We start from the raw sequence: 21,470 nt of genomic DNA on the forward strand, positions 1-21,470 counted from the left end.
AACTTGATCGGTCGATCAGATCATCGCCATTCTCCTGCCATAGCGGCGCCGCAAATGGCCGGGAGTTCACCGCCTGGTCAGGAAATACCTGTCAAACTCGAATTCCTACTCAAATTCCTGGGCCGTCTCCAATATTCGCACCCGAGCCGACGCGTTTCTGCGAAACGTTGGAACAGCGCCAGTGGTTAAAGTTGTGTTTCAAGTCCGGAGCCGTCCATGTTCTCGGTGTTTGTCCCCAGCGAATCTTCTCTGAAAAAGGCCACCATCGGCGATCTGGACCATTTACCGGAGGCGGCGGTCTGGGTCGACCTGGTCAAGCCGACCGCCGCCGAGGACAAGGCGGTGGAGCGGCTGGCCGGCATCGCCGTCCCAACCCGGGAAGACATGCAGGAAATCGAGATATCCAGCCGCCTCTATATCGAAAACGGGGCGCGTTATATGACCTCCACCCTGATGTGCGCGGCAGACACGGAAAATCCCCGTACCACCGCCGTCACCTTCATCCTGGCCAGTCACCGACTGGTCACCGTGCGCTACGACGAACCGAGGCCGTTCGTGCTGGTGGAAAACAAGCTGGCGCGCAATTGCCCAGCCGGCATTACCGGCGAAATGGTGCTGATGGAGCTTCTGGACGCGGTGATTGATCGCAACGCCGACATCCTGGAGCGCGCCGGCAGCGAGATGGACGCAATCAGCCACCAGATTTTCGAACCCGAGGGAACGGCGCGCACCGGGCACGCCAAACGCTATTCCGACATCCTGATCGCGATCGGCCGCAAGGGCGACCTGACCTCCAAGGTGCGAGAGAGCCTGGTCTCGATCGGTCGCGTCGTCACCTTTGTGGCGGCCGCCGTCGACGGTGTGAAGTGGTCCAAGGACATGCGCGAGCAGCTCAAGACCATGCAGCGCGACGTCGCTTCGCTGACCGATCACGCCTCCTATCTTTCCAACAAGATCACCTTCATCCTCGATGCGATGCTCGGCGTCGTCAATCTGGAACAGAACAACATCATCAAGCTGTTTTCGGTGATGGCGGTTGTGTTGATGCCGCCGACCCTGATTGCCTCGATCTACGGCATGAATTTCAAGGTGATGCCGGAACTGGAATGGCAGCACGGCTATCCCCTGGCGGTGCTGATGATGGTGGCCGCGGCTGTGGCGCCCTACATGTATTTCAGGTGGAAGAAGTGGCTGTAAACTGGCCGGTTCCGCCTGGCGATCGAGGTTAAAAAAGTAGTCGAAACTCCCGGACTCCTCCTCTCAATCGCTCCGCTAAAATTTGAGCGGAGGACTGAACGTTTACGCGACGGCTTTCTGCCATAACGTTGGCAGAACGACGCGCGAGAACGCCAATGGTTGAGAAAGTCATAAGGCCAATGCAGAACGTCATCGACTTCGCGAGCTACCAGCAGGGCCGCAATATTGTGGCGAGGGCGCCGGCGATGTCGGCGCGTAGCTGCCGGCATTGCGGTGCGGCGCTTGCCGAAGGCGAACGGGAAGACGAGTGCTCCAGCATTGCCAACGCCGAAGAGGCCCTGCGCTGGCAGGCCGCGCAAATCCTGCGCGGGCTGATCTAGAACGAGTCCGATCCTCGAGAACAGCTCGAGCCGCCGAGATTTGCTGCACTCGTTTTGAGAGCGCCTTCCCTAAACGTGCTGGCCGCCATTGATGTGGATTTCGGCGCCGTTCACGTAAGAACTCATCTCCGTACACAGCACATAGATGATCTTGGCGACTTCGTCCGGGGTGCCGAGCCGATGCATGGGAATTTGCTGTTCGACGATCTTTTCGGTGCCCGGCGACAGGATCGAGGTGTCGATCTCGCCGGGCGCGATCGAATTGACGCGCACACCGATGCGGCCGAAATCCGATGCCATCTCCCGGGTGAGGGAGGCGAGCGCCGCCTTCGAGGTCGCATAGGCCGCGCCAGCAAACGGGTGCACCCGCGATCCCGCGATCGAGGTGACGTTGACGACCGAGCCCTTCGCTGCCTTCAATTCATCAATCAGGCCGCGCGCCATCATGATCGGTGCAAAGAAATTGACCCGGAACACATGGCTCCAGGTCTCGATGTCGGTGTCGATCGAGCCGAGCCGGCCGCCGGCTTCCGCTTTCGGCGAAATCGCGGCATTGTTGACCAGCGCATGCAGCATGCCGCCTTCGAGACGCTGGCGGATTTCTGCAATTGCACGCGAGGTATCGTCGTGGTCGGCAAGGTCGACCTGGATGTGATCTTCAGGGCCTGCGTCCCACGGACAATCTTCCGGAAACGGATGGCGCGAACAGGTGATGACGCGCCAGCCGGCCGAGGAAAAGCGGATTACGGTCGCATGGCCGATGCCGCGGCTGGCCCCGGTGAGAAGCAGCGTCCGCCGTGGTCCATTGTGGGGTGCAGTGGCCATAAACGTTTCTCTCGTTCCTCGTCATGGTCGGGAGGAGCCCGGCCGTGACGGCTTCTTCAGGGGTAAAGCCGCGTCTTTGACCACGCCCGACCGGAGCTGTCGCGGCTGAATTCAATGCGGTCGTGCAAGCGGAACGGGCGGTCATGCCAGAACTCGAACCGCAGCGGGACGATGCGCCAGCCGCTCCAGCCGGGTGGGCGCGGCACCTCGCCGATGAGGTGTTGCGCGGCAACCTTCGCGATCGCCTGTTCAAACGCGAAACGGCTTTCGAGCGGCTCGGATTGTTTCGAAGCCCAGGCGCCGATCTGGGCCTGCTTGGGTCGGGTGGCGAAATAGGCATCGGCCTCGGCGTCGGCGACCGGCGCGACCGGCCCGCGGATCCGCACCTGCCGCCGCAGCGACTTCCAGTGAAAGAGTAAAGCCGCTTTAGGGTTTGCGGCCAATTCGCGGCCTTTTTGGCTGGCGATGTGGCTGTAGAACACAAAACCGTTCGCGTCATAGCCCTTCATCAGCACCATCCGCACGTCCGGCAAGCCGTTGGCATCGACGGTCGAAAGCGCCATGGCGTTGGGATCGTTGGGCTCAGTCTTTACGGCTTCCGCAAACCACTCGGCAAACAGCGCCAACGGCTCATCGGCGGCGGTGAAATCACCGGATGTTAAGGGTGTCGGGTGTTTGATGGAGGTCGTATCCGTCATTTGGAGTCCAAAATTGCCCCTGTCCGCGGCCAGATCCGCGTTCCAACCCTGTAAGAGGCTAGCCTTATATAGGGCATGGGGAAGCTTTGGCCTATCGTCGGCCCGTCCGGGTGCGGCGATAATGGTCATGGTTATGATCGGGTTCGGGGCCGGCGGTTGCAGCTTCTCCCGAGGTGACGGCGGACTGGCCAAGTTTGGCGGCGACGAGGTCACGGGCTCGGTCGGCCCGGGCGGCCAGGCGGCGCCGACCGAAACCGATCTCGCCTTTGCCCGCAATGCCGCCTCCGACGTGCTGACCCGGGGGGACAAGGACGCAAGCCAACCCTGGGAAAACCCCGAGACCGGAGCGCGTGGCTCGGTGACGCCGCTGGCGCAAGCCTATTCCTCGGAGGGGCGGACCTGCCGGGATTTCCTTGCAAGCTATGTCAAGGGCAACTCGGAAAGCTGGTTGCAGGGCGCCGCCTGCCAGTCCGGCCACGGCCAGTGGGAAATTCATACGTTGAAACCGTGGAGACAGAGCTGAACCGGCTCAACCTCCGGGCTTTAAGAATCAGCTTTTACATGCGCTCAAGCCTACAATTGCTTGAAACGGCGCTAAATCTCGAACTGGTAGTCGCTGGATGGGGCCGGTGCAGCAGTTGCAAAAATGCCACGAAGTCCCCAGATGAAAATGCAAGCGGACTTTCCGTCCGTAGACTAGTTTGATGACTTCCCTTGAAGGAGAACTGACGGATGCGCGACCCCTATGAGGTCTTGGGGGTGCCGCGAAGCGCCAACGCTGCGGCGATCAAGAGCGCCTTTCGCAAACTTGCCAAGAAGCACCACCCCGACGCCAACAAGAATGATCCGAAGGCGGCTGCTCGTTTCGCCGAGCTGAACTCGGCCAATGAGATCATTGGGGACGCGGACAAGCGGCAGCAATTCGATCGCGGCGAGATCGATGCTGACGGCAAACCCCGCTTTCAGGGCTTTCCCGGCGGCGGCGGTCCTGGTGCGGGCGCGCGTGCCGGTGCTGGTGGCTTTGAGACTCACACCTTCCGTAGCGGCGGCGCGGGGGCCGGCGCCGGCGGCTTTGAGGACATCCTCAACAGCATGTTCGGCGCGGCTAACGCGCGCGGCGGCCGCGCGGGGCCCGGTGCCGGTGGCGCGCGCTTTGAGTTCGATCCCGGCACCATGGCGGTTGACCTCGATCTCGCCGTCTCCATGACGGTGTCGCTGGAAGAGGCGGTGAAGGGGGGCGATAAGCGGGTCCGATTGCCGACCGGCAAGGAACTCAATGTCAAGATTCCACCGGGCGTCGTGGCCGGTCAGCAGATCCGGCTGAAGGGGCAGGGCGAGACCGCGCCGGGCCATCCGCCCGGCGATCTCCTGATCACGGTCAGCATTGCGCCGCACGCCTTCTTCAAGGTGGATGGCAGCGACCTGCGCCTCGATCTGCCGATCACGCTTTACGAGGCGGTCCTCGGCGCCAAGGTGCGCGTGCCGACGCTTGGCAGCGCGGTCGAACTGTCAATTCCGAAGAATACGTCGAGCGGCCGGACGTTTCGTCTCAAAGGCAAGGGATTGCCGAAAGCGGGTGGAAACGGCGACCTGCTGGTCACCACCCGCATCATGCTGCCCGACGGCAACAACGCCGAATTGGAGGCGTTGATGCAAAAATGGCGTGACGCACATCCCTACAACCCGCGCAGCGATCTCTCATCATAGGCGCGGCGAAATGGCGAAATAGAGGGTGCGGCCTCGACCTGGGGGACCAGCGCGGTACCAACCCCAGTCGAGGCCGCCTGCGTCGATCGGCGGATCGAACGCGCCACAATTTCTCGTGAATACCTGGAGCTATATTGAGACACGCCCATGTTCCAATTCCAGATTCTTAATGTCGGAATTTGGACGTGATAAATTCGCAACGAACTGGCCGGTTGCGCAACGGTCTAACCGGTTCTCAGCCTTGCCAGTGGTCCTTTGATTCCAACATTTGCAAAAGTGCTCCCGAGTCGGGATGCAAATGTGAGAATCGGACCACTAGCCGCCCTTATCGGTCTGATCGTAGACAAGGCGTGCTACCTGATGCAGCCTTTCCTTGTCGACCGGGCCGCTGAGCACATAGCTGACCTCTTCCTCCGACCAGTACATCGCGCCGGAATTTTCGGCGGCGGTGTAGCGCATCTGGGCTGATCCGGTCTTCGAACGCGAGGCGTAAAGCGTATAGCGCTCGCCGGAAGCGTTCTCATACATGAAGAACGAAGCCGGCCCTGTCGGACCCGGCAACAGCCGCCCGCCGACGAGCTTCAGCCCGCTCGCGTCCAGTTTCGGGGCGCGAACGTCCCAGCCGCAACGCTTGGTCAGCCAGGTTTGCAGGTGATCGCGTTCGCTGCCCGGCACTTCCACGGGATGGCGTACCTCGACGACATAAAGCCGATGCGCATCCAGGGCGTCGGACGTCAGGCTTTCGATGGCCGAAGGCGTCGCGGTTACACCATGCGCGAGCCAGCCGGTGCCGGTGCCGCAAATAAACGCCGCCAGCGTCGCTGCAACCGCGCCATATATCCATTTGCGCGGCTGCCTCACTAGCCGTTCGATCTCGAGCCGCTTCGGCACCGCCTCATCAGCCACATGATCGTAGCGGGTGTGCAGCTCTTCCGCCATCTCGCGCCATCCTCTTACGCGCTCGGCGCAATCGGGATGGGTTGCAAGCCAGGCTTCGACATCGCCGCGGCGCTCCGCCGGCAATTCGTTGTCGACGTAAGCGTGCAGCTCGTCCTCGGTGACGGGAATTTTGGGGTCGGTCATGTTCTTTGTCTCTTCCTGATCGAAATCATTCTTGTCGTCTTCCGCTCTCCCCGACGGAAATACGGCCTCGTCTGCAATGCGGTTTCCCCAAAAAACTCAACCACTACACGCTCACCGATAAAGTTCGTCATTACTTCACCCTTCGCAAGGCAGGGCGTTCGCCTTCAAGGACCGCCTTCACATGCGCGCGGGCACGTGCCAGTCGTGACATCACCGTGCCGATCGGCACGCCCTGGATGTCGGCGACCTCGCGATAGCTCAATCCCTCCAGCATCACGAGCAGCAGCACCGAGCGCTGATCGTCCACCAGCGTCGCCAGCGCCTTGGCAATGTCGCGGCCTTCGGCTTCAGTACCGCTGGCGTCCGGATTGTTGTCCAAGAGGGGCATGAATTGCGGCCGCCGGGCCAGCGATCGTCGCCTGTTCTTGTTGAGGTTGGTCAGGATGGTGTAGAGCCAGCTCCGCACGTCACCACCGAGAAAAAGCCGTTCCGAGCGCAACGCTCGAACCAATGTATCCTGTACCAGATCGTCGGCAATGTCGGCATCGCGCGTGAGCGCGCGCGCATACCGGCGTAGCGCGGGAATCATGGCTTCGACACTTTCGCGAAACGCAGTCATTACGTCTTTTTCCAAACCATTCCGTGCGGCGCTTCGCCAAGCTTCAAAGTGCAATACACAGAGCTAAACCCCAGACGATAATCGCTATTCCGCCTATACGTTGCGGGCTTGGAGTTAACCTTCATTGAGAGGTCTGTACCGGCCGTCAGCGCTGGTGTACCTCCAAACGAGCTGCCAAGCACCGGAATTGTCACATGGTGAAAACTCGGAGCTAATGACGAGCAAGCGCGGCGTGATTCTCGACCTCGCCAACAACCGATCGATTGCCTGGGGAATCGCCAAGGCCTGCCGTTAGCCGCCGAACTGGGCGGCCTCGTTCTCTGGCATTGCGATGTCGCCGATGCAGCGACGATCGACACTGTTCGGAGATTTCCGCTACATTCTGAAGTGCAATGAATACAACGCACCGATGCGCCGCACCGTCACGATCGAGGAAGTCGGCAACAGCGCGCTCTACCTTCGCTCCGACATGTCACGGGGCGTCACCGGCGAAGTCCATCACGTCGATTCCGGCTATCATGTCGTCGGCATGAAACGGCCGGACGCACCGGATATTTCGCCGGCGAAGGATTAAAAGGACCAAGTGCCGACCATCTATTACATCCGTCATGGCCAGACCGAGTGGAATGCGCTGGGCCGGCTCCAGGGCGTGCAGGACATCCCGCTCAACGAACTCGGCCGCACGCAGTCGGTTCACGCCGGCCATATCCTCGCTGACTTGTTCAAGCGCGATGGCGAGAGCACGTCTTCGATGAGCTTTGTCGCCAGCCCGCTCGGCCGCGCCCGCCAGACCATGGAGCTGGTGCGTGGCGTCTTGAGGCTTCCGCTGTCCGGCTACGCGATCGACGACCGCCTGCGCGAGATCGGTTACGGCGAGTGGGAGGGATCGACACTGGCGGAGATGCAGGCAAAAGACCCTGATCTGTTTGCCCGGCGTCAGGCCGAGAAATGGACGGTGGCACCGCCGGGTGGCGAAACCTACGTTGTCGTGCAGGCGAGGGTGGCCGACTGGCGCCGGGGACTCACCGCAGACACGGTCGTGGCCGCCCACGGCGGTACGCTGCGGGCGCTGATGGTCGTGCTCGGCCTTGAAACTCCAGAGAGCGCTGCTGACCTTCCGATTGAGCAGGGCGTGGTTTATGTGTTCCGTAACGGCGGGTTAGCGAAGTATAGTTAAAGTCGAATCGAAGCGCTTGGCGATTTGACCCAATGGGGTCTGCGCGTTACGACAAACCATGTCCCACAACACCTTCGGCCATCTATTCCGGGTCACGACCTTCGGCGAGAGCCATGGGGTCGCGATCGGCTGCGTGGTCGATGGCTGTCCGCCGCAGATACCGCTCACCGTTGAAGAGATCCAGCGCGACCTCGATCGGCGCCGTCCCGGACAATCACGCTTCACCACGCAGCGGCAGGAGCCGGATGCGGTAAAGATCCTCTCCGGCGTGATGGCGCATCCCGAAACCGGAGCGCAGGTCACCACCGGCACGCCGATCGGGCTTCTGATCGAGAACACCGATCAGCGTTCGAAAGACTATTCCGACATCAAGGACAAGTTTCGCCCCGGCCATGCCGACTACACCTATGAGGCCAAATACGGTCTGCGCGATTATCGCGGTGGCGGACGTTCCTCCGCACGCGAGACGGCGATGCGGGTGGCGGCCGGCGCGGTCGCGCGCAAGCTATTGTCCGGCGTCACCGTGCGCGGCGCGCTGGTGCAGATGGGGCCGCACAAGATCGATCGCGACAAATGGAATTGGGACGAGGTCGCGAAAAATCCGTTCTTCTGTCCTGACAAGGACAAGGCGGGCTTCTTCGAGGATTATCTCGATGGTATCCGCAAGAGCGGCTCGTCGATCGGGGCGGTGATCGAGGTGGTTGCCGAAGGCGTCCCGGCAGGCTGGGGCGCGCCGATTTACGGCAAGCTGGACGCTGATCTCGCCGCAGCCATGATGAGCATCAACGCGGTGAAGGGCGTCGAGATTGGTGACGGCTTTGCCGCAGCCGAACTCTCCGGCGAGGAAAATGCCGACGAAATGCGGATGGGCAATCAGGGCGTCGCGTTCCTGTCCAATCATGCCGGCGGCATTTTGGGCGGCATCTCGACCGGCCAGCCAGCGGTCGTGCGCTTTGCGGTGAAACCGACATCGTCGATCCTGTCGCCACGGCGCACCGTCGATCGCAACGGTGGCGAGACGGAGATCATGACCAAGGGGCGTCATGACCCTTGCGTCGGCATTCGCGCCGTTCCGGTCGGCGAAGCGATGATGGCCTGCGTGCTCGCGGACCATTTCCTGCGCCACCGCGGCCAAGTGGGCAGTTAAAATCGGCAATTAAAGCCGGCTTCTAAAATCAGCGGGCGGATGCGCAAAAGTCATCCGCCCTGACGCAAATTGATCAGCCTCGATTAAAGTTTGGTTGATCCGCGGGACAGAAGTTTCCAGTCAGCGCCCTGTTTTTGCCAGTTCATCAGTATGTGCAGGTTGGTGGAGCTTTTCTTGCCGTCGGCGACCGACTGACTTTCGCCGACCCAGTGAAACCGCACGATCGCAGAAGAGCCGACCACACGGACACTCAGATCCTGATAGGCCAGCGATATGAATTTGGATTTTCCGTCGGTGGCGTTGGCGACAAAGGTCGCCTTGTCCTCGACCCTGCCGTCGGAGTGGCTATAGCTTAATTCCGGTGCACAAAGCCCTTCCAGGGTCTTGGCGTCTGAGGCGAACTGCGCGGCGCGGAATGCCTCGACGTTCTTCGTTACCGCATCTTCGTCCGCGCCGGCAAAGGCGGGGACTGCTCCCAAAAGCGGGACTGCTGCCAAAAGTCCAATGGCGATGGCCGGCAAGGCCAACTGGCGACGATTGATATTCATTGCTTCCTCCACTTTTCTATTATGTATGGAAGTTAGTCTTGCAGCCGCCCCCTGTTTTGTCGAGCCTTGGTCAGGTGGCCTGACCGCCTAAATCCGAGCCAACGACCAGACCCAGCCGATGCGCCTTGACGTTGCCATCGCCCGCCCTGCTAATGGTGCTCCATGGACGAGATTGCCCTGCGCAAATTGATCGAATGGCTGATCGACGGCGCGAGGTCCGCGCCGAGCCCGCCGGCGATGATGGCCGAGACGTGCGAACGGCTGGTCGCGGCCGGGTTGCCGCTGGCGCGCGTCGGCGTCTTCGTTCGTACCCTGCACCCCGATATCGTCGGCCGCAATTTCGTGTGGAGGTTGGGCGGCGAAGTCGTGGTCGGGAGCGCCAACTACGAAATGCTGGATTCGGAGGAGTTTCGCTCCAGTCCGCTCGCGATTGTCTTTGGCGAAGGACGCGAGGTCAGATCGTTGATCGACGGTCCGGACGCGCAACACTTTCCGCTGTTTGACGATCTGCGTGCGGAGGGCATCACCGATTATATCGCGTTGCCGCTCCTCAATGTCGATGGCTCGGTGCACGCATCCAGCTGGACCACCAAACAGCCGGGCGGCTTCACCGACGTGCAGCTCAAGGCGCTGCGTGGATTGATCCCGCCGCTCTCTCGATTGATCGAAGTCACGCGGCTGCGCTTCATGTCGTCGATCCTGCTCGATACCTATGTCGGCAACCGCGCCGGCGAACGTATTCTCGGTGGACAGATCCGGCGTGGCCACGCCGAGACCATGCAGGCGGCGATCTGGTTGTCGGATTTGCGCGGCTTCACCGCGCTGTCGGACCGGCTTCCCGCCGAAACCGTCATCGAAATTCTTAACCAGTATTTCGACTGCCAGGTCGCGGCGATCGCAACCCACGGCGGCGAGGTTCTGAAATTCATGGGCGACGGGCTGCTCGCAGTGTTTCCATTCGATGAGTATGTCGGCGATATCGGCAAGGCCTGTACGAAGGTTCTGGAGGCGGCCTGCGAGGCGCGCGCCAATGTTGAAGCCATGCAATTTCCGATCGGCGAGACTGTCGAGCGCTTCCGCTTCGGTGTGGCGCTTCATGTCGGCCGGATTCTCTACGGCAATATCGGCGGCGGCAACCGTCTCGATTTCACCTGCATCGGGCCTGCCGTCAACCTTGCCGCGCGCCTTGAAAAGATGACAAGTCGCCTGCATCGCACGGTGGTCGCATCGGCTGCTTTCGCCGAGGCGTGTCCCGGCCGTTGGGAAGATCTCGGCGAATTTCCGATCGCCGGATTTTCAAAGGCCGAGCGGGTCTATGGTCTCAAGGATGAGACGGCAGGCGCGCATGTGCTCCCACCCGCCGTTCACTCTTCAGGCTCCGTCGTGAACAGCAGCGGATAGCCCTTGGCTCGGCCGGCGTCGGTGGCGCGGGTCGCCTTGGTCTCAGCGACGTCCTTGGTAAAGACCGCAACCACACAAACGCCGCGCCGGTGCGCCGTGATCATGACCTTGTGCGCCTGGTCCTCGGTCATGCGGAACTCGGCCTTGAGAACCCTGACGACAAATTCACGCGGCGTGTAATCGTCGTTGACGAGAATGACCTTGTGAAGCTTCGGGCGCTCGACCTTGGTTTTGACTTTGGTCTTCGGCTTGATGACGGTGTCGATCATGACCCAAGAATACAGCGTTCCGGCGCGTGTTGGTACTGGTGGTCCGATTCTAACATTTGCATCCCCGGTGTGGCGTACACTTTTGCAAATGTTAGAATCAAAGGACCACCAGCAAATATAGGTTTCTAGTGGAGTTTTGGATTTGACATTCGCCTGGCGAATGCGCGGCTCCAGGGTAGCGAATGTCAAATCTACTCCACTAGTGCGGCGAATTTGAAGTTCCTATCAACATCGCGTCAACTTCATTATGGGAACTTCAAATTTCAAAACCGCTACTCAAAACAATATGTTGCTAGAGCTCCGATTCCGAAGTTCGCACCAGAGGCTGCCGCAATATCATGCGAACTTCGGAATCGGAGCTCTAGCGACAGATGGCTTCATTGCAGCGGCGGAACCGTGCGTAGATAGGCAATGATGTCGGCGAGATCGTCCGCTTTTAGCCCGGCATAGAAAGTATAGGCCATCGGCGGCTTGAGCTTTCGCCCGTCGTGGCTAATCCCTTGGGTGATGGCACGCGCTATTTCCTGATCCGTCCAGCCCCCGATGCCGGCGGTGCGGTCCGAGGCGATATTGGCGACCGTCACTCCCCCGTTGCCTGCTTCGGCAAAGACCCGGCCGCCACGGCCGAGCCCGGTCTTGAAATCGGATACGCCCCGCGACCATGCCGAGTGGCATTCCATGCAATGGCCGATGGTGACGAGGTAGGCGCCGCGTTTGGCCGGATCGGTGAACGTGGATTTGTCAAACCCGTTCTCCGCGTCCGGATAAGGATCGCGGTGGATCGGCGCCTTGTAAACGGGGTCGGAGATCTCGTTGCGGACCGGCTTGACCGAGCGCAGATAGGCGACAATGGCGTCGAGATCCTCCGGCAGCAGGGCCTTATAGAAATTGGCGGGCATGATGGCCGCCAAAGGTACACCGGGAAGGCGGTGGTGCTCGGGACGAATGCCTTCGATTAGGGCGCGTTTGATTTCAGCATCACTCCAGCGCCCGATCCCGGTTTCCGGATCGGGCGTGATATTTGATGTGGCGACAACAAAAGCGGGCGTCGAGAACACCCGCCCGCCCGACAACGCCTTGTCCTTGATGATCTCGCCGTTGGCGTCGCGCGGCGAATGGCAGTTGCCGCAGGCCAATATAGCGTTGACGAGATAGTCGCCCCGCTCGACGGCCGGGTCTGCCATCGCGCCGCCGACCGATCCGCACAATAGTAGACATAGCGGCCCCCAAAACAGCCCCAAGCGCAACATCGGTCAACCCCGACACCGGTGATCAATGCCGGCTCTATGGCACAGCCATGCCCTTCCTGCAAAACGGCAGGATTGGGTGTGGTGCAAATTGCAGCAGCCTTGCTGCTAACCTGAATGTGAACGCTGCAAAATGTTCCGGCTTTCCGTCGGCCGCCATGCGTGCGAACATCTGTCGACACGACGGGAGGGCCGCTGATGCGCTGGTATGTCTCGATCGGAGCGGTGTTGGTCGCAAGCGCGATCACCGCAAGTGACGTCGCGGGAGTTGCCGCGCCGGATGCGCGTTTTCGTCATGAGATGCGATCGGCGGACAAGGCAGAGCCGAAAGTCGATGTCGAACTCATACTCGCGGTCGACGTCTCCTACTCGATGGACATGGACGAACTCGCGGTTCAGCGCGAAGGCTATGCGCAGGCGATCGTTTCGAAGGAGTTCCTCCAGGCGCTGAAGGCGCTGCCGAACGGCAAGGTATCGGTGACCTATTTCGAATGGGCCGCGTCGAACGATCAGAAGATCGTCATTCCCTGGCGCATCATCGACGGCCCGGAAACTGCGGATGCGGTCGCCGACGAAATCCTGAAGGCACCGATCCGCCGCGCCTCGCGCACCTCTATTTCAGGCGCGATCTATTTTGCGATGCCGCTGTTCGAGAACAATCCGTATCCTGGCCTGCGGCGCGTCATCGACATATCCGGCGATGGTCCGAACAATAACGGCCTCCCTGTTACGCCGGCGCGCGACGAGGCGATTTCCAAGGGCATCGTCATTAATGGCCTGCCGATCATGGTGAAGGAACCTTCCTATTCGACCATGGATATCGAGAATCTCGATTGGTACTACGAAGATTGCGTGGTCGGCGGCCCCGGCTCTTTCGTGGTGGCGATCAAGGATCGTGACAAGTTCAAGGAAGCGATCCGGACCAAGCTTCTGCTCGAGGTCGCCGGCCGGACTCCGCCGCGCCCTGTCATTCCGGTGGCCGAGAAAGAGCCACGGGTGTCCTGCCTGATCGGCGAGAAGATCTGGCAGGACCGGTGGGGCCGTTGAGGAAACGCGTTATCGTGTAAACCGCGCCACCAGCTCGACATGCGGCGTATGCCGAAACTGGTCGACGGGGGTGACGCCCTCGATTTTGTAGCCGCCCTCGATCAGGATGCGCGCATCACGGGCAAAGGTCGCGACATTGCAGGACACGGCGATCACGACGGGCACCTTGCTCGCTGCGAGCCTTTCGGCCTGAGCCTGTGCACCCTGCCGCGGCGGATCGAACACCACCGCATCGAAGTCCCGCAATTCTTCCGCGACCAGCGGACGGCGAAACAGGTCGCGCGCTTCGCTGCGAACCGGCTTTAATCCGCTCGTTGACGCCACCGCTTTTTGCAAGCTTGCGATCGCACCTGCATCACTGTCGTAGGCCGACACCCTCGATTTTTCGGCGAGGCGGAGCGCAAACGGACCGACGCCGCAAAACAGATCGGCGATGTGTTTGGCGCGTCGGCAATGGTCCGCGACGAGCGCAGCCAACGTCTCTTCGCCGGCAAGGGTTGCCTGGAGAAAGGAGCCCGGCGGCAGGATCACCCGCGCCTTACCCATGGTCACGCCGGGTGGCTGGCGCATCAGCACCAGTTCGCCATGTCGCGTCAACCGGGCGAGAGCGTGCTTGGTGGCGATGAGAGACAATGCCGTCACGGCGGTAGTCGGCAGCGGGCCAGAGCCCCTGACATCGACATCTAGGCCGCTATCGGTTGCGGTGATCTGGATGTCGAGCGGCTTGCCGATCCCGGTCAGGGATTCGGCGAGCGACCAGGCTGCATCCAACGCACCATTCAGACCGGGATCGAGGATCGGGCAGCGATCGATCGGCACAACATCATGCGAATGGGCGGCGGCGAAGCCCACCGTGAGTACGTCATGTGAATCTTTCCGCGCATGCACCGTCATGCGGCGACGGCCTTTGCCGTGGGCATCGATCAGGGGTGAGACCTCGCAATCGATCTTTGCTTGCGCAAGCGTGGCGATGACGAGGTCGCGTTTCCAGGCGCGGTAGCGCTCGGTCTCCCAGTGCTGGATCGCGCAGCCGCCGCAAATTCCGAAATGCTGGCACAACGGCTCGATACGTTCCGGGCTCGCTTGTTCGATTCCCACCAATTGCCGCCGGTCCGGATGATGACCGGGCGCGGCGGCGACTTCGACCGTTTCGCCGCCGAGCGTGTAGGGGACAAAGAGGCTTCGTCCCTCCGCGAGCGCAACGCCATCGCCGAGATGGCCTACATGATCGATCAGGAGGCGCTCAACCACGGCGCGCGCCGATGAAGAATTCGATGTTGCCGTCTCCGCCAGTGATCGGGGAGGGGAAAACCTGGATGTCCGTGCATCCGAGCGAAGCCGCGAAAGCGGCGATCTCGTTGCAGACCTCTTGATGAACGGCCGCGTCGCGGATGATGCCGCGCTTGGAGTGTTTGCGGGTGGCTTCGAACTGCGGCTTGATCAGCGCCAGCAGGTGCATCGGCGCCGCTGCCAGCGCAAGCGCTGCCGGCAGCACCGCTTTCAGCGAAATGAAGCTGACGTCGATGACGACGACATCGGGACGGGCGGGCAGCCGCTTGCCCTCCAGCGAGCGGATGTCGGTGGCTTCCATGGAAACGATTTTGGGGTGGCCATGCAGGGAAGGGTGCAATTGTCCACGTCCGACGTCGATGGCGAAAACAACGCTCGCGCCGTTAGCGAGCAACACTTCCGTGAAGCCGCCCGTCGAGGCGCCAACATCGAGACAGACGTGATCCTCGATCGGAATCGGATATTGCTCCAGCGCGCCTGCGAGCTTGACGCCGCCCCGCGAGACGAAGGGATGCGCCGGTTGCGCCTGCAGCGCGGCGTCGGGGGAAAACGTCTCGGAAGCCTTGAGCACCGGCTTGTCATTGGCCGAGACGAGGCCGGCTTCGATCGCGGCGCGCGCCCGCGCCCGACTTTCGAACAACCCGCGCTCGACCAGCAGGAGATCGATGCGTTTGCGGGGGGAGGCCATGTTAAGCGGAAATGAGCCGCGCGGCCGCCAGGGCGGCGCAGATCTCGAACGCGGTCAAGTCGTGCCAGATGTCGACAGGTTTTTCGCGCGGCAGCACCAGCGGTGCGCCATATAGATCGAGCGCGTGGATCATCATGAGGTTGTCGGTGTGGCCGAAATCTTCAACGGTCAGCCCGTCGGCATCTACCAGGTGGCCCGCCTGCGCCGTGACTTTCGTGGAACGCCGCACCCGATCGGCATAGACCGCGGGGTCGTTGGAATAGCCTAAACAGAATTTCCCGCGTGCGGCCATGTAACCGAGTTCGTACACGGTCCCGGCGTCGGCGCCGGGGCCGCGGAACGGTGTGAGGTTGGCGATGATGGCATCGGCTTGATCCATCATGGTCTCGTTGGCCTTGAATATCTGGAGCGAAGCGTCATCAGCCGCGCGATCAACGGCATTGTCGAGAGGGTAGAGTCCAGTCAGGCCGTGGCGGCGGCAGATTTCAGTTTTCTGCCGTCCGACTTCCAGCGCATCCGGCAGGAACACATCGGGACCTGCCAGATAAACCTTCATGGACATAACGTTTTCAACCGAAGTGAAAACCGGCTCGCGTTGAAGAAAACGCGTCAGAATAGAGAAGCGTTTTCAAGCGAAGTGAAAACCCGGTCCGCGTTTGAGAAAACGCCTCAAAACCAAGCGTTGCCGTTTCAGGCGAGCTTCACGGTCTCGGTCTTGGCGTCCTTGCCGAGGGTCTCGAACACCTTGGCGACAATGCCCTTGGCGTCGAGGCCTGCGCGCGCATACATCGCATTTGGCGAATCGTGATCGAGGAATTCGTCCGGCAGGACCATGGAGCGCATCCGCAAGCCGCCGTCGAGCATGCCGTGCTCGGCCAGCGTCTGCATGACATGAGAGCCAAATCCGCCGATCGAGCCTTCCTCGATGGTGAGAAGGATCTCGTGCTCGCGGGCGAGCTTGAGGATCATATCGAGATCAAGCGGCTTCATGAAGCGCGCATCGGCAATGGTGGTCGAAAGTCCGTGGGCGGCGAGTTCGTCCGCCGCCTTTTCGCATTCGGCAAGGCGCGTGCCGAACGACAACAGCGCGATCTTGCTGCCCTCGCGGACGATGCGGCCTTTGCCGATCTCGAGCGGAATGCCGACTTCGGGCATCTCGATCCCGCGGCCTTCACCGCGCGGATAGCGCAACGCGCTCGGGCGGTTGTTGATCGCGACTTGCGTCGCCACCATGTGCACCAACTCAGCCTCGTCGGAAGCGGCCATGATCACGAAATTCGGCAGGCAGCCGAGATAGGCGTTGTCGAACGAACCGGCGTGAGTAGCACCGTCAGCGCCGACAAGGCCGGCGCGGTCGATGGCAAAGCGAACGGGCAGGCTCTGGATCGCGACGTCGTGGACGACCTGGTCGTAACCGCGTTGCAGGAAGGTCGAGTAGATCGCGCAGAATGGCTTGTAGCCCTCGGTGGCAAGACCGGCGGCGAAGGTCACCGCATGCTGTTCGGCAATACCAACGTCGAAGGTGCGATCCGGAAATGCCTTGTTGAAGATGTCGATCCCGGTGCCGGACGGCATCGCGGCTGTGATGCCGACGATCTTGTCGTCTTTTTGCGCTTCCTTGACGAGGCTCTGTCCAAATACGTTCTGATAGGACGGTGCATTCGGCTTGGCCTTGGCCTGGGCGCCGGTCGCAACGTCGAACTTGACGACGGCGTGATACTTGTCGGCGGAGGCTTCCGCCGGGGCGTAGCCCTTGCCCTTTTGCGTCACGACGTGCACCAGGATCGGTCCGGTCTCCATGTCGCGGACGTTGCGCAGCACCGGCAGAAGATGGTCAAGGTTATGACCGTCGATCGGGCCGACGTAATAGAAACCGAGCTCTTCGAACAGCGTACCGCCGTCCATCATGAAGCCGCGGGAATATTCTTCGACGCGGTTGGCGCGGTTGGAGATAATCTTCGGCAAATGCTTGCCGAGCTGCTTGGCCGCTTCGCGCAGCGACCGATAGGTTTTGCCGGAATAGAGCCGGGATAGATAGGCCGACATCGCACCGACCGGCGGGGCGATCGACATGTCGTTGTCGTTGAGAATGACGATCAGGCGCGAGTTCATCGCACCTGCATTGTTCATGGCCTCGTAGGCCATGCCGGCCGACATTGCGCCGTCGCCGATCACGGCGATGACGTTGTTCTTGCCGCCCGACAGGTCGCGCGCGACGGCCATGCCGAGGCCGGCCGAGATCGAGGTCGAGGAATGAGCGGCGCCGAACGGGTCGTAATCGCTTTCGGTGCGCTTGGTGAAGCCGGACAAGCCGCCGCCGGTGCGCAGCGTGCGAATGCGGTCGCGGCGGCCGGTGAGGATCTTGTGGGGATAGGCCTGGTGGCCGACGTCCCAGATCAGGCGGTCGCGCGGCGTGTCAAAGACATAATGGATCGCGGTGGTCAGTTCGACGACGCCGAGGCCAGCGCCGAAATGGCCACCGGTCACCGAAACCGCGTCGATGGTTTCCTGACGCAGTTCGTCAGCGACCTGCCGTACTTGCTCTACCTTGAGCTTCCGCAAATCGTCCGGAGTGCGGATTGTGTCGAGAAGCGGCGTCTTACTATATGCGGTCACGGCGTCATCCAATTTTGTCAAAGTCGGGATCAACGGCCCGACAGGAAATGGGTTGCGCAAAAAGTAAGCGCAAGCGCCCAAAACCCGCCGATGCTGCGGGCTCAAGGCTCGATCGATACTCCTAAGCGTGCCCCGGATCGTTCAATGTGATTTTCATCACCCCAAACTATCCCCACCTGTCGATCAATTAATCGAGCTACTTGAGGCACTTGACGTTGCAGGATCACGTCGAAACTGTGCCTTCGTCAGCCCATAGTCGCTGAGGCTTTACACTAAAATGCCAGCCAAAGCCAACCGGCTTGGGAACCGCCGGGGAACCTGAGCCGCGACGGAACCGGCGTTTCGGCTTCGTGAGCGGCGTTCGGCGTTCAAATCGGCCCGATTTCGTCGATAATTGGGCCAACCGGGCCGCCGTGCTTAACCATTTCGGCAATGCCCCAATGCAGCAGGGGCTCGGGTTGAGGGCTGGAGCGGTATCCGTTATTGCACGTCGAGCGGTTCGGTGCCCGTGGGCTGGCCGCTTGCATCGGTCGTGATCTTGTCGACCCGCGCTTCGGCCTGGCGTAGTAGTTCCTCGCACCGCCGCTTCAGCGCTTCACCGCGCTCGTAGATGGCAACCGATTCTTCCAGCGGCACCTTGCCGTCCTCGAGCCGCTTTACAATCGATTCGAGTTCCTCGAGCGCACGCTCGAAGCTCAATTTCTTAACGTCCGTCTGGGCGTTTTCAGCCATATCGTGTGTTCCTGGATGCGCTGTCGCGTCAGCGAATGAAATGACAGCGGGGCTTCGAGACGTCGGGTCTCAAGACGCCGAGCCCATTAAGGCACTGACATGGGCAGCGACCGATTCTTTCAGGCCCTGAAGATCATAACCGCCCTCGAGTACCGAAACAATTCGGCCTCCCGCGGCGCGGTCGGCGAGATCCATCAGCTTCCGCGTCACCCACCCGAAGTCTTCGGCTTTGAGATTGAGCGAAGCCAGGGGATCGCGGTGATGCGCATCGAAACCGGCGGAGATGATGATGAACTCGGGGCTGAATTTGCTCAGGTTGGGCAGGATCGTGTTTTCGAAAGCGGCGCGGAACTTGGCGCTGCCATCTTCCGGCGCGAGCGGCGCGTTGACGATGTTGTCGTGCTCGCCGCGCTCACCGCTGGCGCCGGTGCCCGGGAACAGCGGCATCTGATGCGTCGAGCAATACATCACGGTCTTGTCGCCCCAGAAAATATCCTGGGTGCCGTTGCCGTGGTGGACGTCGAAATCGACCACGGCGGCGCGGCCGATGCCGTATTTACGCTGGGCGTGGCGTGCGGCGATGGCGGCGTGATCGAAGAAGCAAAAGCCCATCGGCCGGTTGGTTTCGGCGTGATGGCCGGGAGGGCGCATCGCCACGAAGGCATTATTATGGGTTCCCGCCATGATCGCGTCGGTTGCTGCGACCGCGCCGCCGACGCCGCGCATCACCGCTTCCCAGGTCCCGGGCGACATCGAGGTATCGCCATCGAGATAAACCAGCCCGCTCGTCGGGGCGACGCGGCGCAATTCGCTGACATAGTGCTCGTCATGGCACAGCGTGACGAGATCGAGCGAACCTTCCGGCGCCAGTTCCCGCACCAGCGGATCAAAACGGCTTTCGCTTAAGACTTCATCGACCGCGCGAATCCGGTCCGGCCGCTCGGGATGTCCAGGTGGGGTCAGATGATTCAGGGTCGATGGGTGGCTCAACAGAAGCGTGGTCATGCATGGCCTTTGCGCGTGGGCCGGAGGAAGGCTCAGTGTAAGGCGTGATCGCGGCCGGGGAAAGAGGCCGATTATTTCGCTTCTGTCGAACGCTTAATGCGGTCGACGGGCGTCGGGCTGATCGGGCTGTTAGCCTGGAAATAGGCGTAAAGCGCGTCGGAATCATAGCTGCCGAATTGCTGTGCGGCGCCTTGCGTCAAGGCTGTGAATCCGTCGCCGCCGGTGGAGAGATAGTTGTTGACGGTGACGCGGTAGCTCTTGGCGGGAACGATCGCCTCACCGTTGAGCGACATGGAGTTGGTGATCACCCGATCGCCGAACGGCCTGGTATCGTCAAAGGCGTAGCTGAATCCCTTGGAGACCTGAAGAATGCGCGGCCGCTTGGGATCCAGCCATTGCTGCTCCAGCATCATCGTGATCTGACTTCCTGAGAGCGTCAGCGTGACAAGCTGATTGCGGAACGGCTGACTTGCAAACACATCGGCGTAAGTCACCTCGCCATCGTCCTTGGCTGCAAGATCGGCGCGCAAGCCGCCCGGATTGGTGAACGCAACTACGGCGCCGCCATTCGCGGCGGCCATGGTGGCAGCCAATTGCGCGTCCGCAACGATATCGCCAAGCGCGCTCTCGCCTGCCGCATTCGGCACACGCGACAGCGTGGCGGTGACCGATCCGGCGCGGCGATTGGCGATGGGAGCTGCGAGCGTGTCGTAGGCCGCAATCAGCGCGGTCTGCTCGGGATCCTTGGGCAGCGTGTTGCTGCGAACAATGACGTTGTCGGCCTTTGCGCTGACGATGTCGCGAGACTTCGCATCGAGCCTGACGTCGATCGCGGTAACCAGCGTGCCGTATTTGTCAGCTGAGGTCACGAGCCGACCGTCGATCTCGCACACATACGGCTGATGGGTATGGCCGCTGATCACGAGATCGACTGCACGGTCGAATTTCTTGACGATGTCGACAATGGCGCCGGAGATCTCGGGGCACTCATTATAGTCGCCGGTCGGATAGCCGCCCTCGTGAATCAGCACGACGATGGCTTCAACGCCGCGCGCTTTAATTTCAGGCACAAGCGCGTTCACGGTCTCGGCTTCATCGCGAAATTCCAGGCCCGCGGCGCTTGCCGGTGAAATAATGCCTGACGTGCCTTTCAAGGTCAGGCCGATGAAAGCGATGGGAATGCCGTCGAACTCCCTGATTTCGTAGGGCGGAAAAACCGTCTTGCCGGTCGCGGTCGCGACCGTGGAGGCCGCGAGATAGTGAAACTTCGCGCCCGAGAAGGGATGCGGCCCACGGCATTGATCGACCGGATGACAGCCGCCATCCTGCATCCGCTTGAGTTCGTCCTTGCCCTCGTCGAATTCGTGATTGCCGACGGAGGCGAGCGCAAGCCCCATCATCGACAGCGACTCGATCGTCGGTTCATCGTGGAACATGGCCGACAACAATGGGCTGGCGCCGATCAGGTCGCCGGCGGCGACAAAGATCGTATTCTTGTGGCCCTCGCTGAGTTCCTTGACGAGGGACGCCATATGTTCGGAGCCGCCCGCCGGCACCGTGATCCTCTTGGTCTTGTCGGTGGGATCGGCGATCCTGATGCCGCCCGATGAGGCGCGAAGGTAACCGTGGAAATCGTTGATTGCGAGAATGCGCAAATCCACGGTCGCCGATTGCGCCGCGACCGGCGTCGCCGGATAAGACGCAACGAGTGCCAGGAAAGCACAAGCCAGAGCGAGCGAATGTCTCATGGGTCGATCATAAACGGCTGCCGCGACGGTTTCACGAAGCTTCGGC

The 21,470-nt window shown here is 61.2% G+C and carries 22 protein-coding genes and 1 pseudogene; 9 read left to right on the forward strand and 14 right to left on the reverse strand.

The window, feature by feature from the left end; translation table 11 throughout:
- The first annotated feature begins 216 nt into the window (after positions 1-216).
- Together ABSE61_RS11045 and ABSE61_RS11050 are read left to right on the forward strand one after the other, a co-directional pair.
- A complete protein-coding gene (locus ABSE61_RS11045; protein ID WP_423871134.1) occupies positions 217-1,197 on the forward strand; it encodes a magnesium transporter CorA family protein in 981 nt (326 codons plus the stop codon).
- Positions 1,198-1,352: 155 nt separating this feature from the next.
- Positions 1,353-1,577 (forward strand): hypothetical protein, encoded by a 225-nt coding sequence (locus ABSE61_RS11050; RefSeq protein WP_423871135.1) that lies wholly within the window; start codon positions 1,353-1,355, stop codon positions 1,575-1,577.
- 69 nt (positions 1,578-1,646) lie between these two features.
- Here the strand turns inward: ABSE61_RS11050 and ABSE61_RS11055 are convergent, their stop codons facing one another.
- Complete coding sequence (locus ABSE61_RS11055; RefSeq protein WP_423871136.1) at positions 1,647-2,402, reverse strand: SDR family NAD(P)-dependent oxidoreductase; 756 nt, start codon at positions 2,400-2,402, stop codon at positions 1,647-1,649.
- A 56-nt stretch (positions 2,403-2,458) separates the two neighbouring features.
- Positions 2,459-3,100: a pyridoxamine 5'-phosphate oxidase gene (gene pdxH, locus ABSE61_RS11060; RefSeq protein WP_423871174.1), complete on the reverse strand. Its 642-nt coding sequence runs from the start codon at positions 3,098-3,100 to the stop codon at positions 2,459-2,461.
- Positions 3,101-3,227: 127 nt separating this feature from the next.
- On the opposite strand from pdxH, the gene ABSE61_RS11065 reads away from it, so the two are divergent.
- The gene (locus ABSE61_RS11065; protein ID WP_423871137.1) at positions 3,228-3,623 is read left to right on the forward strand and encodes an RT0821/Lpp0805 family surface protein; all 396 of its coding nucleotides are present in this window, start codon (positions 3,228-3,230) and stop codon (positions 3,621-3,623) included.
- A 209-nt stretch (positions 3,624-3,832) separates the two neighbouring features.
- Positions 3,833-4,807, forward strand: a complete 975-nt coding sequence (locus ABSE61_RS11070) for a DnaJ C-terminal domain-containing protein (protein WP_423871138.1) — start codon at positions 3,833-3,835, stop codon at positions 4,805-4,807.
- Between the two features lie 315 nt (positions 4,808-5,122).
- Here ABSE61_RS11070 and ABSE61_RS11075 read toward each other — a convergent pair whose 3' ends face one another.
- Positions 5,123-5,890 (reverse strand): anti-sigma factor family protein, encoded by a 768-nt coding sequence (locus tag ABSE61_RS11075; RefSeq protein ID WP_423871139.1) that lies wholly within the window; start codon positions 5,888-5,890, stop codon positions 5,123-5,125.
- Between the two features lie 130 nt (positions 5,891-6,020).
- A complete protein-coding gene (locus ABSE61_RS11080; protein ID WP_423871140.1) occupies positions 6,021-6,509 on the reverse strand; it encodes an RNA polymerase sigma factor in 489 nt (162 codons plus the stop codon).
- Positions 6,510-6,873: 364 nt separating this feature from the next.
- Between ABSE61_RS11080 and ABSE61_RS11085 the strand changes: the two are divergent.
- From ABSE61_RS11085 to aroC, 3 genes and pseudogenes are all read left to right on the forward strand, one after another.
- Positions 6,874-7,083, forward strand: a pseudogene (locus ABSE61_RS11085) (SDR family oxidoreductase); the annotation flags it as partial.
- A 9-nt stretch (positions 7,084-7,092) separates the two neighbouring features.
- Entirely contained in the window at positions 7,093-7,686 is a 594-nt protein-coding gene (locus ABSE61_RS11090) for a histidine phosphatase family protein (protein ID WP_423871141.1), read from the forward strand.
- A gap of 58 nt (positions 7,687-7,744) precedes the next feature.
- The gene (aroC, locus tag ABSE61_RS11095; protein ID WP_423871142.1) at positions 7,745-8,833 is read left to right on the forward strand and encodes a chorismate synthase; all 1,089 of its coding nucleotides are present in this window, start codon (positions 7,745-7,747) and stop codon (positions 8,831-8,833) included.
- Positions 8,834-8,916: 83 nt separating this feature from the next.
- Here aroC and ABSE61_RS11100 read toward each other — a convergent pair whose 3' ends face one another.
- Entirely contained in the window at positions 8,917-9,381 is a 465-nt protein-coding gene (locus tag ABSE61_RS11100; protein WP_423871143.1) for a nuclear transport factor 2 family protein, read from the reverse strand.
- A 162-nt stretch (positions 9,382-9,543) separates the two neighbouring features.
- On the opposite strand from ABSE61_RS11100, the gene ABSE61_RS11105 reads away from it, so the two are divergent.
- The gene (locus tag ABSE61_RS11105; RefSeq protein ID WP_423871144.1) at positions 9,544-10,782 is read left to right on the forward strand and encodes an adenylate/guanylate cyclase domain-containing protein; all 1,239 of its coding nucleotides are present in this window, start codon (positions 9,544-9,546) and stop codon (positions 10,780-10,782) included.
- Here ABSE61_RS11105 and clpS read toward each other — a convergent pair.
- Together clpS and ABSE61_RS11115 are read right to left on the reverse strand one after the other, a co-directional pair.
- Positions 10,746-11,051: an ATP-dependent Clp protease adapter ClpS gene (gene clpS / locus ABSE61_RS11110; protein WP_423871145.1), complete on the reverse strand. Its 306-nt coding sequence runs from the start codon at positions 11,049-11,051 to the stop codon at positions 10,746-10,748. The two genes, ABSE61_RS11105 and clpS, sit on opposite strands and share 37 nt — an antisense overlap.
- Before the next feature lie 377 nt (positions 11,052-11,428).
- A complete protein-coding gene (locus ABSE61_RS11115; protein ID WP_423871146.1) occupies positions 11,429-12,235 on the reverse strand; it encodes a c-type cytochrome in 807 nt (268 codons plus the stop codon).
- A gap of 261 nt (positions 12,236-12,496) precedes the next feature.
- On the opposite strand from ABSE61_RS11115, the gene ABSE61_RS11120 reads away from it, so the two are divergent.
- Positions 12,497-13,345 carry a DUF1194 domain-containing protein gene (locus ABSE61_RS11120; protein WP_423871147.1) on the forward strand — a complete coding sequence of 283 codons (849 nt, stop codon included), beginning with the start codon at positions 12,497-12,499 and terminating at the stop codon, positions 13,343-13,345.
- Positions 13,346-13,354: 9 nt separating this feature from the next.
- Here the strand turns inward: ABSE61_RS11120 and ABSE61_RS11125 are convergent, their stop codons facing one another.
- The 7 genes from ABSE61_RS11125 to ABSE61_RS11155 form a co-directional block, all read right to left on the reverse strand.
- Positions 13,355-14,596, reverse strand: coding sequence for a class I SAM-dependent RNA methyltransferase (locus tag ABSE61_RS11125; protein ID WP_423871148.1), 1,242 nt, complete (start codon positions 14,594-14,596; stop codon positions 13,355-13,357).
- Positions 14,589-15,323 carry a TlyA family RNA methyltransferase gene (locus ABSE61_RS11130; protein WP_423871149.1) on the reverse strand — a complete coding sequence of 245 codons (735 nt, stop codon included), beginning with the start codon at positions 15,321-15,323 and terminating at the stop codon, positions 14,589-14,591. The genes ABSE61_RS11125 and ABSE61_RS11130 overlap by 8 nt, the downstream gene beginning before the upstream one ends.
- A 1-nt stretch (position 15,324) precedes the next feature.
- Complete coding sequence (locus ABSE61_RS11135; RefSeq protein ID WP_423871175.1) at positions 15,325-15,879, reverse strand: nucleoside 2-deoxyribosyltransferase; 555 nt, start codon at positions 15,877-15,879, stop codon at positions 15,325-15,327.
- 134 nt (positions 15,880-16,013) lie between these two features.
- Positions 16,014-17,939 carry a 1-deoxy-D-xylulose-5-phosphate synthase gene (gene dxs / locus ABSE61_RS11140; protein ID WP_423871150.1) on the reverse strand — a complete coding sequence of 642 codons (1,926 nt, stop codon included), beginning with the start codon at positions 17,937-17,939 and terminating at the stop codon, positions 16,014-16,016.
- A 480-nt stretch (positions 17,940-18,419) separates the two neighbouring features.
- On the reverse strand, positions 18,420-18,671 hold the full coding sequence (locus tag ABSE61_RS11145; protein WP_423871151.1) for an exodeoxyribonuclease VII small subunit: 252 nt from the start codon (positions 18,669-18,671) through the stop codon (positions 18,420-18,422).
- A gap of 69 nt (positions 18,672-18,740) precedes the next feature.
- A complete protein-coding gene (locus ABSE61_RS11150) occupies positions 18,741-19,676 on the reverse strand; it encodes a histone deacetylase family protein (protein ID WP_423871152.1) in 936 nt (311 codons plus the stop codon).
- Between the two features lie 71 nt (positions 19,677-19,747).
- On the reverse strand, positions 19,748-21,424 hold the full coding sequence (locus ABSE61_RS11155; protein WP_423871153.1) for a bifunctional metallophosphatase/5'-nucleotidase: 1,677 nt from the start codon (positions 21,422-21,424) through the stop codon (positions 19,748-19,750).
- Positions 21,425-21,470 lie beyond the last annotated feature (46 nt).

This window comes from Bradyrhizobium sp. (genome assembly GCF_049519115.1).
Lineage (GTDB): Bacteria > Pseudomonadota > Alphaproteobacteria > Rhizobiales > Xanthobacteraceae > Bradyrhizobium.

Coding starts and splice junctions, on each gene's coding strand:
- ABSE61_RS11045 (WP_423871134.1), top strand. CDS start 217: ATGTTCTCGGTGTTTGTCCCCAGCGAATCTTCTCTGAAAAAGGCCACC.
- ABSE61_RS11050 (WP_423871135.1), top strand. CDS start 1,353: ATGGTTGAGAAAGTCATAAGGCCAATGCAGAACGTCATCGACTTCGCG.
- ABSE61_RS11055 (WP_423871136.1), bottom strand. CDS start 2,402: ATGGCCACTGCACCCCACAATGGACCACGGCGGACGCTGCTTCTCACC.
- pdxH (WP_423871174.1), bottom strand. CDS start 3,100: ATGACGGATACGACCTCCATCAAACACCCGACACCCTTAACATCCGGT.
- ABSE61_RS11065 (WP_423871137.1), top strand. CDS start 3,228: ATGGTTATGATCGGGTTCGGGGCCGGCGGTTGCAGCTTCTCCCGAGGT.
- ABSE61_RS11070 (WP_423871138.1), top strand. CDS start 3,833: ATGCGCGACCCCTATGAGGTCTTGGGGGTGCCGCGAAGCGCCAACGCT.
- ABSE61_RS11075 (WP_423871139.1), bottom strand. CDS start 5,890: ATGACCGACCCCAAAATTCCCGTCACCGAGGACGAGCTGCACGCTTAC.
- ABSE61_RS11080 (WP_423871140.1), bottom strand. CDS start 6,509: ATGACTGCGTTTCGCGAAAGTGTCGAAGCCATGATTCCCGCGCTACGC.
- aroC (WP_423871142.1), top strand. CDS start 7,745: ATGTCCCACAACACCTTCGGCCATCTATTCCGGGTCACGACCTTCGGC.
- ABSE61_RS11100 (WP_423871143.1), bottom strand. CDS start 9,381: ATGAATATCAATCGTCGCCAGTTGGCCTTGCCGGCCATCGCCATTGGA.
- ABSE61_RS11105 (WP_423871144.1), top strand. CDS start 9,544: ATGGACGAGATTGCCCTGCGCAAATTGATCGAATGGCTGATCGACGGC.
- clpS (WP_423871145.1), bottom strand. CDS start 11,051: ATGATCGACACCGTCATCAAGCCGAAGACCAAAGTCAAAACCAAGGTC.
- ABSE61_RS11115 (WP_423871146.1), bottom strand. CDS start 12,235: ATGGCAGACCCGGCCGTCGAGCGGGGCGACTATCTCGTCAACGCTATA.
- ABSE61_RS11120 (WP_423871147.1), top strand. CDS start 12,497: ATGCGCTGGTATGTCTCGATCGGAGCGGTGTTGGTCGCAAGCGCGATC.
- ABSE61_RS11130 (WP_423871149.1), bottom strand. CDS start 15,323: ATGGCCTCCCCCCGCAAACGCATCGATCTCCTGCTGGTCGAGCGCGGG.
- ABSE61_RS11135 (WP_423871175.1), bottom strand. CDS start 15,879: ATGAAGGTTTATCTGGCAGGTCCCGATGTGTTCCTGCCGGATGCGCTG.
- ABSE61_RS11145 (WP_423871151.1), bottom strand. CDS start 18,671: ATGGCTGAAAACGCCCAGACGGACGTTAAGAAATTGAGCTTCGAGCGT.
- ABSE61_RS11150 (WP_423871152.1), bottom strand. CDS start 19,676: ATGACCACGCTTCTGTTGAGCCACCCATCGACCCTGAATCATCTGACC.
- ABSE61_RS11155 (WP_423871153.1), bottom strand. CDS start 21,424: ATGAGACATTCGCTCGCTCTGGCTTGTGCTTTCCTGGCACTCGTTGCG.